Raw genomic sequence first — 14,560 nt, 5'->3', positions numbered from 1 at the left:
TCCGGTCCGGCAGCAGCGGCTCAATCCGCGCCCACTGCGCGTCTGTCAACGGCACACCGGATCAACGATCAGATGATCCGAAAGAAACGGCCTAGTCCCGCTCGGTGTACGCACAGGAGCGGGCTCCCAGGAACGGCTGCGCGCTCTGGCGGCACTGCGGGCGAGCGGAGCGCGGTGGTATCTGTCCTCAGGCGTGCCCGTGGCCGGTCCGCACGAGACCCGCGCGGAAGGGCTTCGGACGCAGCATCTGCCGCTCGCCGAGACACCCGGCGACGTACGGCGCGCCCTTCCGCCGGAACCGGCTCCGGACGCGCCCGCTCTGATCCAATTCAGCTCCGGCAGCCTCGCCGCTCCCCGGGGCATCGTCATCACCCACCGTAACCTGGCCGCGAACCTGTCCGCCCTCACCCGCCGCCTGGGGCGCACGGCGGGCTCGCGGTGCGTGTCGTGGCTTCCGCTCTCCCACGACTTCGGGCTGATCGGGTGTTTCTGGGGGAGCCTGTACCCGGGAGCTGCGTTCCGGCAGATGACACCGAGCGCGTTTGTTCGCGACCCGCTGTCCTGGATCGAGCAACTGGGCGTGTTCCGGGCCACCCACATCGGCGCTCCGCCCTTCGGGTACGAGATGGCCGCCCGACGTGCCGAACGTGCCCGGGACCGGCTCGCGGGCACCGACCTGTCCGCAGTGACCGCCGCCGTTGTCGGCGCCGAGCGGATCGTGCCCAGGCTCTGTGAACGGTTCGAGGAGACGTTCGCTCCTTATGGCCTGCGCCGTCATGTCCTGATGCCGGCCTACGGGCTGGCCGAGAACTGCGTCGCGGTCGCGTGCCGGCCCCCTCTGGTCCCCTCGGCCGTCGGCCGTTTCGACGCCGCCGCCCTGGAGAGCGGCCGGCTGGTCCCGGCGTCCCGTCCCCACGCACCAGGACAACAGGTGCGGGAGCTGATCGGCCATGGCCCGCCGGTGGACGGCACGGAGATACGTATCGTCACTCCCGACGGGCAGCCGGCGCCCGACGGCCGGGTGGGGGAGATTCGGATCGGCGGCGCGGCAGCGGCCCGCCTCATCGTGGGCCCCGACGGGACGGCACACCCGGCGGCCGGGGGCGATGGGCTGGTGCCGACCGGGGATCTGGGGGCGGTACGGGACGGGGAGCTCTATGTGATCGGCCGGGCGAAGGAAGCCCTGAAACACGGGGGGCGGTTGCTGGCCCCGGCCGACGTCGAGCAGTCCGTCCTCGACGTCGCCCGCGACGACCTGGGTGCGGTCGCCGCGGTGGCTGTGGCCCGGCAGGACGCGGTGGCCGAGGACCTGGTCCTGTTTCTGGAACTGTCGGCCGTACGCAGAGCTGGTGTGGACGCCCAGCGCGAGAGCGCGCTGGCGAACGCCGCCCGCATGGCGGTGCTCCGGGAGTTCCGCGTGCCGGTGAGCGAGATCTACCTCGCCCGGCGAGGTGCCCTGCCCCGGACCACCAGCGGCAAGGTGCGGCGGCTCGGTCTGGGTGCCGCCGTTCTGGCGGGTGACTTGCCCGCCGGTATTCGGCTGGTGGGGGCCGGCCCGGTGGCCGATCCGGTGGCCGGCCGGGCGGCACGTCATGGTGGCTCGGGTGGATCAGGCGGATCGAGTGGCTCGGGTGGATCAGGCGGATCGGGCTGAGGAGGACGGCGTGGAGACAGAACTGGCTTCGGCTCAGGAGGTTCCCGCGCCCGCGGACTGCGGCGGACTCATGGACCGGGAGGACGTCAAGCGGCGTCTGGCCGGCCGCCTGCGTCTGGAGGCCACCGCACTGGACGAGGACGCGACGTTGGAACACCTCGGGCTGGACTCCCTCCTGTTGGCGGAGACCGTGGCCGATGTGGAGGAACAGTACGACGTGGTCCTCGATACGACGGTGTTCGCCGAACACCTCGTCCCCGGCCTCGCGGTCGGCACGCTGCTCGACCTGCTGACCGACGAGGCGAACGCGGCCCGCCGGCGCCGTGTGGCCGGGGGCCGGGGCCGCGGCAGTCACGAGGCGGCCGTGGTCGCCCGCCCCGGAGGAGAGGCATGAAGCCGCCCCCGGAACTCGGTCCGGGGCACCACAGCACGCTCGGCGCAGTGGACTGCTGGCAGAAGGACGGCGAATACCCGCTGTTCCCGGTGATCACCGAGGGGGCTGTCACCCGGGCCCGGATCCGGCCGCACGACATGCTCGCCGACCGGCCGGTCACGGTGTTCGCGTCCGCTGACTACCTCGGGCTCGCCCGGCACCCGGAGGTCGTCCAGGGAGCTCTCGACGCCACCCGCCGGTTCGGCACCGGCATGTACGGGATCCAGGCGGTCGGCGGCTACACCACGCTGCACGAGCAGTTGGAAGAGGCCCTGGCTGCCTGGTCCGGTCACCCGGGAGCGCTGCTCTTCCCGACAGGGATGCAGGCCAACATGGGTGTCCTGGGCACCCTGGCCGGACCGGGCGATCTCGTTTTCGCCGACCGCTTCAACCACCAGTCGATCACCATGGGCCTCCAGTTGTCCGGGGCGACCGTGCACTCCTTCCGGCACAACGACCCCGAGCACCTGGCGGCCCTGCTGCGCACAGCCGGCCCGCCGCCGGGACGGCCAGGACGGCGGCTGATCGTCGTCGACGGGCTCTTCAGCGCCGACGGCGACCTCGCACCTCTGCCCGAGATCGCCGGACTCGCAGAACGGTACGACGCCCTGCTGGTGGTCGACGAGGCGCACAGCGCGGGCACCCTGGGCAACCGGGGACGCGGCGCCGCCGAACTCCTCGGGGTACGGGACCGGGTCGACGTGCTCACCGGCACCTTCACCAAGGCATTCGCCTCCTCGGGCGGTTTCGTCTGCACCGGCACCCGGCTGGTCCGGCTGTTCCGTCACTCCGCGAGGTCGTACCTGCTCTCCGCCGGCTTGCCGGCCGGTACCGTCGGCGCGTCTCTCGCGGCACTGGCCGTCCTCCTCCGGGAAGGCGACGAACGGCGGCGCCGACTGCACGACAACGCAGCAGCGCTGCGCCGCTCCCTGGCGGCGGCGGGCGTGGACACGGCCGGCTCGACGGCCCACGTCGTGGTGGTGCCCGTGGGCCCGATGGACCTCACCGGCCGTGTGGCCCGGCGGCTTGCCGACCGCGGCCTGCTCGTCTGCCCCTTGCTTCCCCCGGCGGTTCCCATCGGCGGTGCCCGCCTGCGGCTCGGCGTCACGGCGGCACACACCGAGGACGACATCGCCCACGCCGTGCGCCTGATCTCCGAGGTCCTCACCGAGGCAGCGCAGTGACACCGGCCGGTGAACCGGCGGCCGCCACCCCGGCCCCCGTGCCGCCTCCGTCCCCGGGCGCGCCGACGCCACCAGCACGCCTCCGTGTCCGTGTCGTCCGCGGCGCCGCCGAGCGGAAGACGTTCATTCGGCTGCCGTACCGGCTCTACGACGGTGACGCCTGCTGGGTCCCGCCTCTGGAGAGGGAACGGCGGGCGTTCCTGGACCCTCGCAGGAACCCGTTCTTCGAGACCGGTGCCGTCGAGCTTTTCGTGGCATACCGGGCAAGGAAGCCGGTCGGCCGCGTCGCGGCCGTCCACAACCCCCGCCATAACACACACCACGGCGTGACCGACGGCTTCTTCGGCCTCTTCGAATGCACCGACGACCTCCTCGCGGCCGACGCGCTATTCACCGCCGCCGGGCAGTGGCTGCGCGAGCGCGGACTCACCTCCATGACCGGCCCGGTCGGCTTCACCACCCACGACGAGTGCGGCACCCTGGTGGACGGCTTCGGCTCGCCTCCGGTGGTCCTCACGCCGTACAACCCGCCGTACCACGACCGGCTGTTGCACTCCTGCGGGTTCACCAAGGCCAAGGACCTGTGGGCCTGGGAATGGACCAGGGGGACGAACCTCGACCCCCTGGTCGAGCGGATCGCGCGATGGGCACAGGACCGCGGCGAGGTGCGTGTACGGCCGCTGAACCTGGCCGACTTCGATGCCGAAACCGGCCGGGTGTGGGAGATCTACAGCGCCTCCTGGGAGCGGAACTGGGGGTTCACACCTCCCACGGAAGGGGAGTTCCGCTACCTGGCCGCCCAGCTCCGGCGCATCGTCCGGCCGGAACTCGCCCTCATCGCCGAGGTACGCGGCGACCCGGCGGCCTTCGCCCTGTCGGTGCCCGACGCCAACCAGGCCCTGAAGGCGGCAGGCGGACGGCTCACCCGGTTCGGCCTGCCCCTCGGGCTGCTCCGTGCCGCCCGTGCCGCCCGGCACATCGACCGCGGCCGGACGCTCGCTCTGGGCGTGAAGACCGCCTACCGGAACCAGGGGCTCGACGCCCTGCTGTACACGCGCAGCATGCAGACCGCACGCGAGCTCGGCTACAGCACCTGGGAGTTCTCCTGGGTACTGGAGGACAACACGGCCATGAACGCCGCCATCGCCCGGATAGGCGCCCGGCGGTCCAGGACGTACCGGCTGTACCGACAGCCGCTGTGACACGTGACTGACGAAGGCGAGGGACGGCGACGGCCCCCTAGCCGGACACCGGGCCCTTGCCCGTCCCGGGCAACCACCAGTTCAGCGGGCCTGCTAGCTGCATGACAGCAGGTACGAGCAGAGCACGCACCAGCGTGCAGTCCAGCAGCACGGCCACCGCCAGGCCCACGCCCACCACCCGCAGGTGCAACAGCCCGGCCAGCGCAAGCGAGGACATGGAAACGGCAAAGACGAGTGCGGCCGAGGTGAACAGCCGCCCCGTGCGCTGGAGCCCGGCCGCCACGGCCAGCGGGGTCGGCACGCCGCGGCGGTGTTCCTCCAGGATCCGCGAGAGGAGGAACACCTCGTAGTCCATGGAGAGGCCGAAGGCTACCGCGAACATCAGTGGGACGAGCACATCGGTGATCCCGGCTCCGGACACCCCGGGCAGCAGGCCCTGCTGGAACACGGCGACGAGGATGCCGAAGGTGGCCGCGAGACTCAGCCCGTTGAGCAGTAGAGCCTTGGCCGGTACCAGCAGACTGCGGGTGTAGAGCAGCAGCAGGAGAAAGGCGGCACCACAGGCGAGCCCCGCGGCGAGCGGCAGGCGTCGTGTCAACGCCTCCTCCGCATCCGCCAGCTGGGCCCCCGCCCCGGCCACTGCGGCCGGCACGGGCGCGCTCACCGCGCGGATCCGCCGGGCGAGTCCACTTCCCTCGGGCGTCAACGGATCACGGGCGTACGACTGGGGAAGCACCTCCAGCCGGCTGCCGTAGGCGTTGTCGAAGAGCGCGGCCTGCTGCGCCGGTGCAGCAGGCCGCGCCCCCGAACGGTAGGTGCCGGTGGCCGTGTCCACCCGGGCCACACCGGGGACCTGGGACAGCGTGCGGGCATAACCGTCGAGCACCCTGCCCGCGTGCAGCCCGGGGAGGACGACATGCGGGCCGCCCGCCACAGCGGTGGCACCGAAGTCCTCACGCCAGGCATGGGCCGTGACGGCGACAGGCGACGACGCCGGCAGCGTCCTGTACGCGTACATTCCGAACCGCACCTGCAGGGACGGCGCGGCAAGCAGGACGAGCAGCGCGCACCCGGCCACGGCGATCCTGACGGGGTGCTCCGCGACCCAGTGCGCCAGCCGCGCCCACTGTCCCTGCCCCGAGTCCCCGTCCCGCCACCCGGCCCGGCGCAGCCGGGCGAACACGTCCCACCGGTCGATGCGTTCTTCCAGCAGGACGAGCAGTGCGGGCACCACCACCAGCGCCCCGGCGGCAGCCGTGACGACGACCACGCCGCCCGCGAGGGCGAGCGACCGCAGCAACGGCAGCGGAATGACCAGCAAGCTGCACAGGGCGGCCGCCACGGTGCCGGCCGAGACGGCCACGGCTCGCCCGGCTGTCCGCAGGGCCACCGGCACCACCCGAGCCGGCATCCGGACCGTCGCTTGCGTTGCTCGGGTCGCTTTCTCCGCCTTCGCTGCTGCCGTCGCTTCCGCCGCTGCCTCCGCTTTTGCCGCTTCCTCGCGGTAGCGGGAGACCAGGAGCAGGCTGTAGTCCACCGCCAGTCCGAACCCCAGGGCCGTGGCAACGCTCAGTGCGAAGGACGACACCGGTGCCACGAAGTCCAGCAACCGGATCAGAGCCGTGGCCGTGAGCACGGCAAACGCACCGACGAACACCGGCAGCACGGCGGCCGGCACGCTCCCGAAGACCCAGAGCAACACCACCAGGACCAGCGGCGCCGCCACCATCTCGGCCACGTGGAGCCCGTGTTCGCTGAGCCGTTCGCTCTCGGACAGCTCAATGGCTTCCCCACCGGCCACCACTCGCAAGGGCCCTGTCGACGCCTTCCGCCCCGTGTACGTGGCGGCCACCTCGTCCGCCGCCTCCCGCGCCACGCGCTCGTCACCGCGGAAACGGACCAGGACCAGAGCACGGTGCCCGTCGGGCGTACGCAGTCCGGGCACCCGGGACGGCCAGTACCCGCGCACCCACTCGGTACGGGAATCCGTGGTCAGCCCGGCCACCAGGGCCTGCCCCGCCCGGGCGGCCGCGGGCTTGTCCACGGAACCGGGAGCAGTGGCAAGCAGCACCAACTGAGGGTCACCGACCCCGAACCGCGAGGCCAGCAGCGCCTCGGCCCGCACCGAGGGCGCCCCGTCCGGTACGGAGCTCTCCGCCGCGAGCCGCCCACCGGCCCCCGCCACCGCCCAGGCCGCGAACCCGACGACGACACAGGCCACTGACAGGGTCCACCAGGCCCAGTGCTGGACGCGGTTGCCCGGCCGGACGCTCCACGGAGTGCACCTCGCCATGCCCGGAACAACGACGACGCGTTGGCCGCGTCACCTCTACTCAAGGCGCAGAAAAGACCTTCGGCGGTGGCCCAGCAACGAGAGCGAACCTGTCCTTGCGTCTCCTCAGCGGCAGCTCGCCCTGTCCCCGCTCCAGCCCCGCTCCAGCAGGGGAAGATCTCGTCCGCGGCGCGCGGCGGGTCGGAGTGACGGTGGGCGACGAGGGGGGGCGTCCAGGGCGAACCGGGCCAGGGCGGCGCAGGCGGGGCCGTCCTCGGGGGCGCCCGTCTCCTCAGCGAGGGCGCGGGCGAGGGCCGTTACATCCGACATCCTCGCCGTTGGCATCACAGCGACGGGTGCCTGCTTGACTGGGGGGCAAGGGGGCGGGGGTTCAAATCCCGCCGTTTCGACACGGCGAAGGGAGCCTCTGATCAGCGGGAAGCCACAGGTCAGAGGCTTCTTTTTTGCCCCTCGGCGGACGATCCGCAGGTGCCGAACGTGCGCGGGCTCTCGGGCCACCTGTGCTGCTGGTGCGGCGCGCACTGGGCAGCAGGTCACCGTCGCCGACCTCCCTGCTTCTTCGATGCCGGCCACCCAGGGACCTGCCGGGGCGCGGATGTCCTGGGTGTCGCGGCCGGGTGGCCCGAGCCGGGAGAAGGACGTGCTTGACGCCGCTGTCAGAGTGTCCCGCTCGGACGGCGAGAAGGCCGACGCTGGTGGGGATCGCGGTGGCCAGGGTGACCGTGCCCTCGATCACCTTCCCGGCGACCTTGCCCTGCCGGGCGCTCGCGCCGATGAGTTCGGCGCCCGCGGTGCCGAGGTAGTCGGCGATGAGCCCGGCCTCGGCGGCGGTGGCGCCCCCGGTCGCGGCGAGGAAGGCGCGCCCGCCGCTGCGGACGGCCACACTCGCCCGGCCGGCCGAGCGCATGGCGGGGTTGCCGGCCCGCGCGGCCTTGCCGAGCGCGCCGACGACGGGCAGGGCGACGAGGACGTCGGCACCCGGTCCGACGATCGCGGCGGCGCCCCAGTCACCCTCGATGGCCGTGTTGGCGGTGTTGACGGACAGGGCACCGGTCGCCGTCACGAGGGCGATGGGACCGGCCAGCAGGGTCAGGACCGGTACCATCGCCAGGACTCCGGTGGCGGCGGAGACGATCCCGAGGACGTGCCCGAGGACCCCCCAGGGCCCCACCGCCCGCGGCTTCCGCGGAGGCCTTGGCGGCAGCGGCCTTCAGGTACGCGTACTCCTGGTGGCGGGTCTCGACAATCCGCTCGAACTCGCGGTCCAGCAGCACGCTCTGAAGCTGGTACTCGAGGTGCCGTTAACGAGCAGCCGACCAGGTGACAAGTAGCCGAGCGTGATGCTCGGGCCTGCACCTGCGGTGTGACGGGGCGCTCGGGCGCGCGTTCCATCTTCAAACAGCTCGTGCTGCAGTCGTCGCCGGGGTCGGTGCCGAACTCGGCCATGGCCGCGACGACGGCAGGCGGTCGGCGGCGGTAGGTGCGGAACCGGCTGAGCGGGTGTCGACGCGGCTTTACCGAGATGGGTGAGGAAGACGGCCCCTCGGGGAGCAGCCGGCGTTGTGCACGCTGGGGGACGGCACGGAGGAGAGGCCCGGCCGATCGTCACGGTGGGGTTGGCGAAGCATCGCTTCCCAGTAATTACCGAAGCGCCGGCACGCGAATCAGCTCATGGCAGACGAGAAATCGGCCCAAGGTGCTGGAATGCCTTCCGGGACCATGTCAACGTACAACGTCCCGAAAACACCCCGTCAGCGAGGGGGAGAGGTGCATGTCACCCAAGCTGGAACGGGCATAGCAGCCATCGCGTGCCCTGGAGTGCAGGCTGACCGCTGCACCACTCCTGCAACGCGACTACCGATGCGACCGTGTTGGTGATGCATGCCGTGCGGTCCCTCCCGGCGTCGGTACTCGGCGCGTTGCCTGTGCCGTCGACCCACGCGAGCGAGCGGCGGGCCGTGGAGCAGTTGCGGCTGGTTCTCGGCGAGCTGCACGCCGCCCCGATCCGCGAGGTCGTCACCTTCGCCAACTGCTACGAGCGGTTCGACGCCGAAGGCCGCCCCACCGACGAGGGCTGCGACATCGCGGCCAAGGGCCTGCTGGAGCAGTTGACCTGGTGGGCCCGCGCGCTGCGCACCGCCCGCGAGACCCACCCCTACGCCTGACCCGAGCCGCGGGACGGCCCCGGTCTGCCGTGGTGCCCCTTTGGCCCGGGGCCGTCCCGCTCCACCTCTCTTCACCAAGGAAGTCGCCATGTCCGTGTCCACCCCCGCGCAGGCGGACCCCCGGCGCTGGACGGCGCTGGTCTTTGTCTGTCTGGCCCAGCTCATGGTCGTCCTCGACGGCACGATCATGAACATCGCCCTGCCCTCGGCCCAGCACGCCCTGGGGTTCTCCGACGGCGCCCGGCAGTGGGTGGTCACCGCCTACGCCCTTGCCTTCGGCGGGCTGCTTTTGGCCGGCGGGCGCCTGGCCGACGTGTGGGGCCGCAAGCGGGCCTTCGTCGCCGGTGTGATCGGGTTCGCCGCCGCCTCCGCGCTGGGCGGGGTAGCGGTCAATACCGCGATGCTGATCGGTGCGCGGGCCCTGCAGGGCGTCTTCGGCGCGCTGCTGGCACCGGCCGCGCTGTCGCTGATCTCGGTGATGTTCCCCCAGACCAGGGAACGCGCCAAGGCGTTCGGCATCTACGGTGCGCTGGCTGGCAGTGGCGCCGCGATCGGCCTGCTGCTGGGCGGGGTGCTCACCCAGTACCTGAACTGGCGCTGGACCCTGCTGGTCAACATCGCCTTCGCCGTTGTCGCCGCCGCAGGCGCGTCGGCCCTCCTGCCCGGCCGCGGCGCCGACCGCCCGCGCGGTGCCCGCCTGGATGTTCCCGGGGTGCTGCTGGCCTCGCTCGGGCTGGTCGCCTTGGTGTACGGGCTGTCCACGGCCGAAACGCACGGCTGGTCCTCGGTGCCCACCCTGGGCCTGATCGGCGCGGGTGTGGTGCTGCTGACCGCGTTCGCGGTGCTGGAGAGCCGGCTCAAAGCCCCGCTGCTGCCGCTGCGGGTGGTGTGGGACCGCGACCGCGGCGGCGTCTACCTCGCGGTGGGCCTGGCCGTGATCGGCATGTTCGGCCTGTTGCTGTTCCTCACCTTCTACCTGCAGAACGTACTCGGCTTCAGCCCCCTGCGGTGCGGTGCCGCCTTCTTGCCCATGACCTTGGGCATGGTGGCCGGCTCCACCCGGATCGGTCCCCGCCTGGCCCCCCGCGTCGCGGTACGCGCCCTGATGGGCCCCGGCTTCCTGCTGGCCGCCGTCGGCTTGGCCTGGCTCACCCGGATCACCCCCACCAGCTCCTACACCACCGTGGTGCTGCCCGGCCTGCTGGTCATCGGCCTGGGCCTGGGCACCGCGTTCATGCCCGCTTTCAGCCTGGCCGCCCAGGGCGTGGCACCCCAGGACGCAGGCGTCGCCTCGGCCATGGTCAACACCTCCCAGCAGATCGGCGGCGCGATCGGCACCGCCCTGCTCAACACCCTCGCCACCAGCTCCACCGCCACCTATACCCGACGGCACCCCGGCACGCGGCCGGGCGGCCCCCTGCACGCCGAGGCCCTCGTCCACGGTTACACCACCGCCATGTGGTGGGCCGTCGGCATCCTCGCCCTCGCCGCCCTGACCTCCACCGTCCTGATCACCCACCGTCCGCGTCGCGCCGCACCACCCGAGGCCCACGCCCGGCACCGGCGCAGCCGAACCAACGCCGATCACACCTGACCCCCGCCGCCCCGCGTGCGGTCACAGGCCGTGGGCCGTACTCCGAACGCCACCAGGAGACAAGCCAGGGCGACCCGCCGTGTGATCACCGGCCACAACGAGAAGGGCCAGGCGGCCGTGGTCCGCGACGGACAACTTCACCGGGATGCACCGGACTTCGCGCACTACCCGATCCGGGGTGCCGAGCATCCGCGGCTCTTCCCCGACGGGCCCGTCCGCGCCCGGCTTCGTGATCGCCGGTCCTTTCGGGCGACTGCCCCCGTCGCGAGGTCCGTGACCGTACGCCCGGCGTGGGCGACTCGTGCGGAAGGGGCCGAAAGCCTCAAAGCGCCCTTCAATCCGGACCGGGACGTGCTGGTGGCGACGGAAGCCGGCTACCACGTGACGCGCCTGGCCCGGCTCCTGTCCGATCTTCCGGTTCCTTCCGCACCGGCACCGCGTACGCGGCCACGGAGACCACGGCCCCCGCCGGCTACCGGATGGACGCCAAGCCGGTGAGGATCACCGCGAAGCCCGGCGCACCGGTCACCGTCACCCTGGCCGACACTCCCCGGCCGTCCCGCGAGCAACCAGCCGACCGATCCGCCCACCACCCCGCCCACCACCACGCCGGGCAAGCCGTCGAACAAGCCGACACCGGACGAACCCGCCGACACTCCGACCGCCCCCCTCCCCGTTCGCCTCCGGCACCGGCCCCCCGGCGAGACCGCCTCCAGGTCAGGTCGTCGAGGGGCGGCGGGATCGCCGTACTTCCGGCGTGCGGCCGTCGGTCTCGTCGGGGAGGTGTTCGCGGGCGATTACGCGGGCCGCTCGCCGCGGTGGCCCGTCGTCCCGTATCCGGCCGGAAAGAGCTCCGGCGGGGGGCGGGGCGCTGGGCGGGGCGTGGGGACCGGCTGTAGCGTGCGCAGCGTTTCGCACCGAACAGCCGCGCCCCACAACTCCGTTAGTGCGCAGTGCTGTTGATCGGATCCGTTTCCCGACAGGAAAGGACGATCGAGTGATGAGACCACTGAGAAGGCCGGAGCGGCCGCGAAGACGGCACGGGCGCCTCGGCCGGCTGCTCGGCGTCATGGTGGCGGCCGTCGCGGCCCTGGCCGCCGTGGGCGCCGCGCCGGGCCCCGCGGCCGCGGACCGGCAGGTCCGCGCCACCGTCTTCGGCTCCTCCGTCGCCGCCGCCCGCAACTACGACGGGCGCCTGGAACTCTTCGGCACCAACAGCGGGGACGCGGTCTTCCACCGCTACCAGGGCCGCCCCGGGACCGCGTGGACGCCGTGGTACCAGTTCGACGGCGGACTGCGCGCCGTGGCCGCCGAGACCAACGCCGACGGGCGCATGGAGCTGTTCGGCGTCAACGGCGCCGGAAACATCTACCACCGTTGGCAGACCCCGGCCACCGGCACACCGTGGTCGAACTGGGAACTGTTCGACGGCAACCTCACGTCGATCGCCGCCGCCCGCAACGCGGACGGCCGACTGGAGATCTTCGGCAGCAACGCCGCAGGCAACGTCTTCCACCGCTGGCAGACCGCCATCGGCGGCCCCTGGTCGGCCTGGGAGCAACTGGACGGCCTGGTGACGCAGATCGCCGCCGAAACCAACGCCGACGGGCGCATCGAGCTGTTCGGCGTCAACAGCAACGGCGCGGTCTTCCACAAGTGGCAGACGGTGCTGGGCGGACTGTGGTCCCCCTGGGAGCAGATGGACGGCACCCTCACCTCCATCGCCGCCGCCCGCAACGCCAACGGCCGGCTGGAGATCTTCGGCACCAACGGTGCCGACCAGATCTTCCACCGGGCGCAGACCGCGATCGGTGGCCCGTGGTCGGGCTGGCAGCAGATGGACGGCCTGCTGACCCAGGTCGCCGCAGAGACCAACGCCGATGGCCGCGTCGAACTCTTCGGCGTCAACCGCGGCGGCAACCCGTACCACCGCTGGCAGACGGCCATCGGCGGCCCGTGGTCGGGCTGGGAGCAGTTCGACGGCCTGCTGAGGCCCTGACGACCGTCGCGGCCGCAAAGGGGGTAGTCGCGCGCGGCTGCCTGCGCTGCTGACGCGGCGCGCCTGGCGCGAGCTCCGCGCAAGGTGCCGCCGGGGCGAGGGCCTCGGCGGCACCTGTCCGCCGGTGGCCGCGCGGCCACCGGCGCCGTGGCGTGCGAGCACCCTTCGGCCGTTCGCCGCGGGCCGGGGCTTCGCCCGCGTCGTACCCCGCGCCCACACACCGCCGGACGCGAGGTCTCCGGCCGCGAGCAGGCGGCGGGGGCGGCGGAGGCGGCGGATCTCCTCGACGAGCCGGGGGACGTCCCGGCGGGCGTGGGAGATGAAGTCGGCGTTCTCGCCCCACCGTTCGTCCGCCACGTCCAAGTCCACGTCCACGTCCACGTACCGAGGCCGCTGGACCAGCGTGGCCGCCGCAATCGTGCCGTGATCGAAGTCGGGCCGGCGTTCCCCGCGCTCGGTGTCGGGGGCCGTGCCGACGGCGACGAGACACATGGCGGCGTCGTCGTCGAGCTGTCGTACGTACGTGCGTGCCAGGGCCCGGGGGTCGCGGCCGCGACGCGTTCCTCGATCGCGGTCAGTTCCTCGTCGGTGAGTGCGCCGGGGTCACTCGTGGTCACTCATCGGGTCGCCGTCCTCTCGGGCACGAGCAAGCCATGTCGTCCGACAGGTGACCAGAGGGCGTCGTCGGCGTCTGCGGCCGGGAGGCCGTCCGCGTCACCATGACGGGACGACCAGGGCACGCGAACCGCCGGCCCGCCGCTGTCGTATCGGGCCCGTCGGCGGGCGTCGCGCGTTCCGGCGGCGGGGAAACCACTGCGGACGGACGCGCCGGTACCCGCGCGGTCCGCGGCGCTGATGCTCGGCGATCCGACGATGTGGCGGCCCACGGGCGAGACGATCCGGTGCCTGGAGGACGGCGGCGCGGTATTCGGCCACATCGTCGGCATGCCGTTCCCCGACGTGGCGGGACCTGCCCACACGATTCGGGTTCCGCGCCGTGACGACCCGGTACGACAGGAGAGCGTACGTATTCCACGGCACGGTCGCCCTCGCCGCGATCCGGTGCCGGCTGCGCGGGTGACCCGCCGGACAGTCCCCAGGCCACTTGACTGTCCTCTCGCGGGGGGCACGCTGCCCGCGCGGCACACCGCGCACCCGGCCCCGTACGCACTCCGCGCACCGGCCCTCGTGCGCACACGGTGTCCGAGGCCGGAATCGGCCTCTCCTTCCGTACCCACACCGCGGCGGGCGCGGCACTCACGGAATGCTCGGCGAGCAGGCGCACGGCGTGCAGGATCGGTGGTGGGGTGCGGCACTGTATGACGATGTCGAAGATGCCCTAAAACGCAGGTCATCAACGGCTGTGCGACGGCGGTAAGCTGACGGAACGTCATATTCGGGCCGGAGCAGTCGGCCCTCCGACGGATCCAGATCGAGAAAACAGGGTGCTCAGGGTGAAGAGATTCAAAGCCGTCGTCGTCGCCGTCGCCGCCGCGGCAGGAATGGCCGTGGCCGTCACACCGGCGCAGGCGGCCGACGTCTGTTCCACAGGGGGCGGAGGCAGGTACATATGCGATTACGGCGTGACGAAACATGCGCTCCCGAACGGTGAGAAGGAACAGTTCGTGATCGGCGCCGACTACGCGGTGTGGACACGCTGGACCAAGGACGAGCGGTGGACGGGATGGGTGTCCTTGGGCATGCCGGATCCTCTCGGTTCCGCCCGTGCCACCAGCCGTGTCACCGTGACCGACCAGCCGGGCACATCGCGAACGGCCATCACCCTCCACAACAGCAACGGCGCCCTGGTGGGCAGGACGCGCTCCGTCCCCGGGGCGGACTGGACGCCTTGGGACTACCCCAATTGCTGCTGACCGAGCGTTCCGCCCTCCGGGGCACTTGCCCTTCCAGGGCGACAACCCGCCGGTCCCGGCAGCGGACCGGCGGTGCGGGCGCTCCACTGGGCGTGGCGTACGGACCTCAATGAGGAACCTGATGTCGGAGCGCCGGTTCGCAAACCTCGGAAAGCGGTCCAC

Annotated in this window: 10 protein-coding genes and 1 pseudogene; 9 read left to right on the top strand and 2 right to left on the bottom strand. The window is 72.2% G+C overall.

Features of this window, described 5'->3' with window-relative positions:
• Nucleotides 1–199 precede the first annotated feature (199 nt).
• From ACZ6X9_RS24020 to ACZ6X9_RS24005, 4 genes are read left to right on the top strand one after another with little or no spacing between them, the layout of a single operon-like run.
• Complete coding sequence (locus ACZ6X9_RS24020; protein WP_469780055.1) at nucleotides 200–1,654, top strand: AMP-binding protein; 1,455 nt, start codon at nucleotides 200–202, stop codon at nucleotides 1,652–1,654.
• 10 nt (nucleotides 1,655–1,664) lie between these two features.
• Nucleotides 1,665–2,048: an acyl carrier protein gene (locus ACZ6X9_RS24015; protein ID WP_469780054.1), complete on the top strand. Its 384-nt coding sequence runs from the start codon at nucleotides 1,665–1,667 to the stop codon at nucleotides 2,046–2,048.
• On the top strand, nucleotides 2,045–3,271 hold the full coding sequence (locus tag ACZ6X9_RS24010) for an aminotransferase class I/II-fold pyridoxal phosphate-dependent enzyme (RefSeq protein ID WP_469780053.1): 1,227 nt from the start codon (nucleotides 2,045–2,047) through the stop codon (nucleotides 3,269–3,271). Before ACZ6X9_RS24015 ends, ACZ6X9_RS24010 begins: the two co-directional genes overlap by 4 nt.
• Before the next feature lie 38 nt (nucleotides 3,272–3,309).
• Nucleotides 3,310–4,473 (top strand): GNAT family N-acetyltransferase, encoded by a 1,164-nt coding sequence (locus ACZ6X9_RS24005; RefSeq protein WP_469780052.1) that lies wholly within the window; start codon nucleotides 3,310–3,312, stop codon nucleotides 4,471–4,473.
• A gap of 37 nt (nucleotides 4,474–4,510) precedes the next feature.
• On the opposite strand, the gene ACZ6X9_RS24000 is transcribed toward ACZ6X9_RS24005, so the two are convergent.
• Nucleotides 4,511–6,766, bottom strand: a complete 2,256-nt coding sequence (locus ACZ6X9_RS24000) for an MMPL family transporter (protein WP_469780051.1) — start codon at nucleotides 6,764–6,766, stop codon at nucleotides 4,511–4,513.
• A 370-nt stretch (nucleotides 6,767–7,136) separates the two neighbouring features.
• Nucleotides 7,137–7,937, bottom strand: a complete 801-nt coding sequence (locus ACZ6X9_RS23995) for a hypothetical protein (RefSeq protein WP_469780050.1) — start codon at nucleotides 7,935–7,937, stop codon at nucleotides 7,137–7,139.
• Nucleotides 7,938–8,643: 706 nt separating this feature from the next.
• On the opposite strand from ACZ6X9_RS23995, the gene ACZ6X9_RS23990 reads away from it, so the two are divergent.
• The 5 genes and pseudogenes from ACZ6X9_RS23990 (at nucleotide 8,644) to ACZ6X9_RS23970 (ending at nucleotide 14,398) form a co-directional block, all read left to right on the top strand.
• Nucleotides 8,644–8,931, top strand: a complete 288-nt coding sequence (locus ACZ6X9_RS23990; protein WP_469780049.1) for an NADPH-dependent FMN reductase — start codon at nucleotides 8,644–8,646, stop codon at nucleotides 8,929–8,931.
• Between the two features lie 88 nt (nucleotides 8,932–9,019).
• Complete coding sequence (locus ACZ6X9_RS23985; RefSeq protein ID WP_469780048.1) at nucleotides 9,020–10,525, top strand: MFS transporter; 1,506 nt, start codon at nucleotides 9,020–9,022, stop codon at nucleotides 10,523–10,525.
• Between the two features lie 1,000 nt (nucleotides 10,526–11,525).
• Entirely contained in the window at nucleotides 11,526–12,524 is a 999-nt protein-coding gene (locus ACZ6X9_RS23980; protein ID WP_469780047.1) for a PLL family lectin, read from the top strand.
• A gap of 985 nt (nucleotides 12,525–13,509) precedes the next feature.
• Nucleotides 13,510–13,605, top strand: a pseudogene (locus tag ACZ6X9_RS23975) (IS5/IS1182 family transposase); the annotation flags it as partial.
• A gap of 373 nt (nucleotides 13,606–13,978) precedes the next feature.
• Nucleotides 13,979–14,398: a hypothetical protein gene (locus tag ACZ6X9_RS23970; protein WP_469780046.1), complete on the top strand. Its 420-nt coding sequence runs from the start codon at nucleotides 13,979–13,981 to the stop codon at nucleotides 14,396–14,398.
• The last annotated feature ends 162 nt before the right edge of the window (nucleotides 14,399–14,560 follow it).

Source organism: Streptomyces sp. NPDC052910, assembly GCF_055585605.1.
The sequence above is the reverse complement of the archived record's forward strand: the minus strand, read 5'-3'. Positions and strand labels throughout refer to the sequence as shown.

What these genes read in the sequence shown, in the direction of transcription:
- ACZ6X9_RS24010 (WP_469780053.1), top strand. Translation starts at nt 2,045, where the DNA reads ATGAAGCCGCCCCCGGAACTCGGTCCGGGGCACCACAGCACGCTCGGC.
- ACZ6X9_RS24000 (WP_469780051.1), bottom strand. Translation starts at nt 6,766, where the DNA reads ATGGCGAGGTGCACTCCGTGGAGCGTCCGGCCGGGCAACCGCGTCCAG.
- ACZ6X9_RS23990 (WP_469780049.1), top strand. Translation starts at nt 8,644, where the DNA reads ATGCATGCCGTGCGGTCCCTCCCGGCGTCGGTACTCGGCGCGTTGCCT.
- ACZ6X9_RS23985 (WP_469780048.1), top strand. Translation starts at nt 9,020, where the DNA reads ATGTCCGTGTCCACCCCCGCGCAGGCGGACCCCCGGCGCTGGACGGCG.
- ACZ6X9_RS23980 (WP_469780047.1), top strand. Translation starts at nt 11,526, where the DNA reads ATGAGACCACTGAGAAGGCCGGAGCGGCCGCGAAGACGGCACGGGCGC.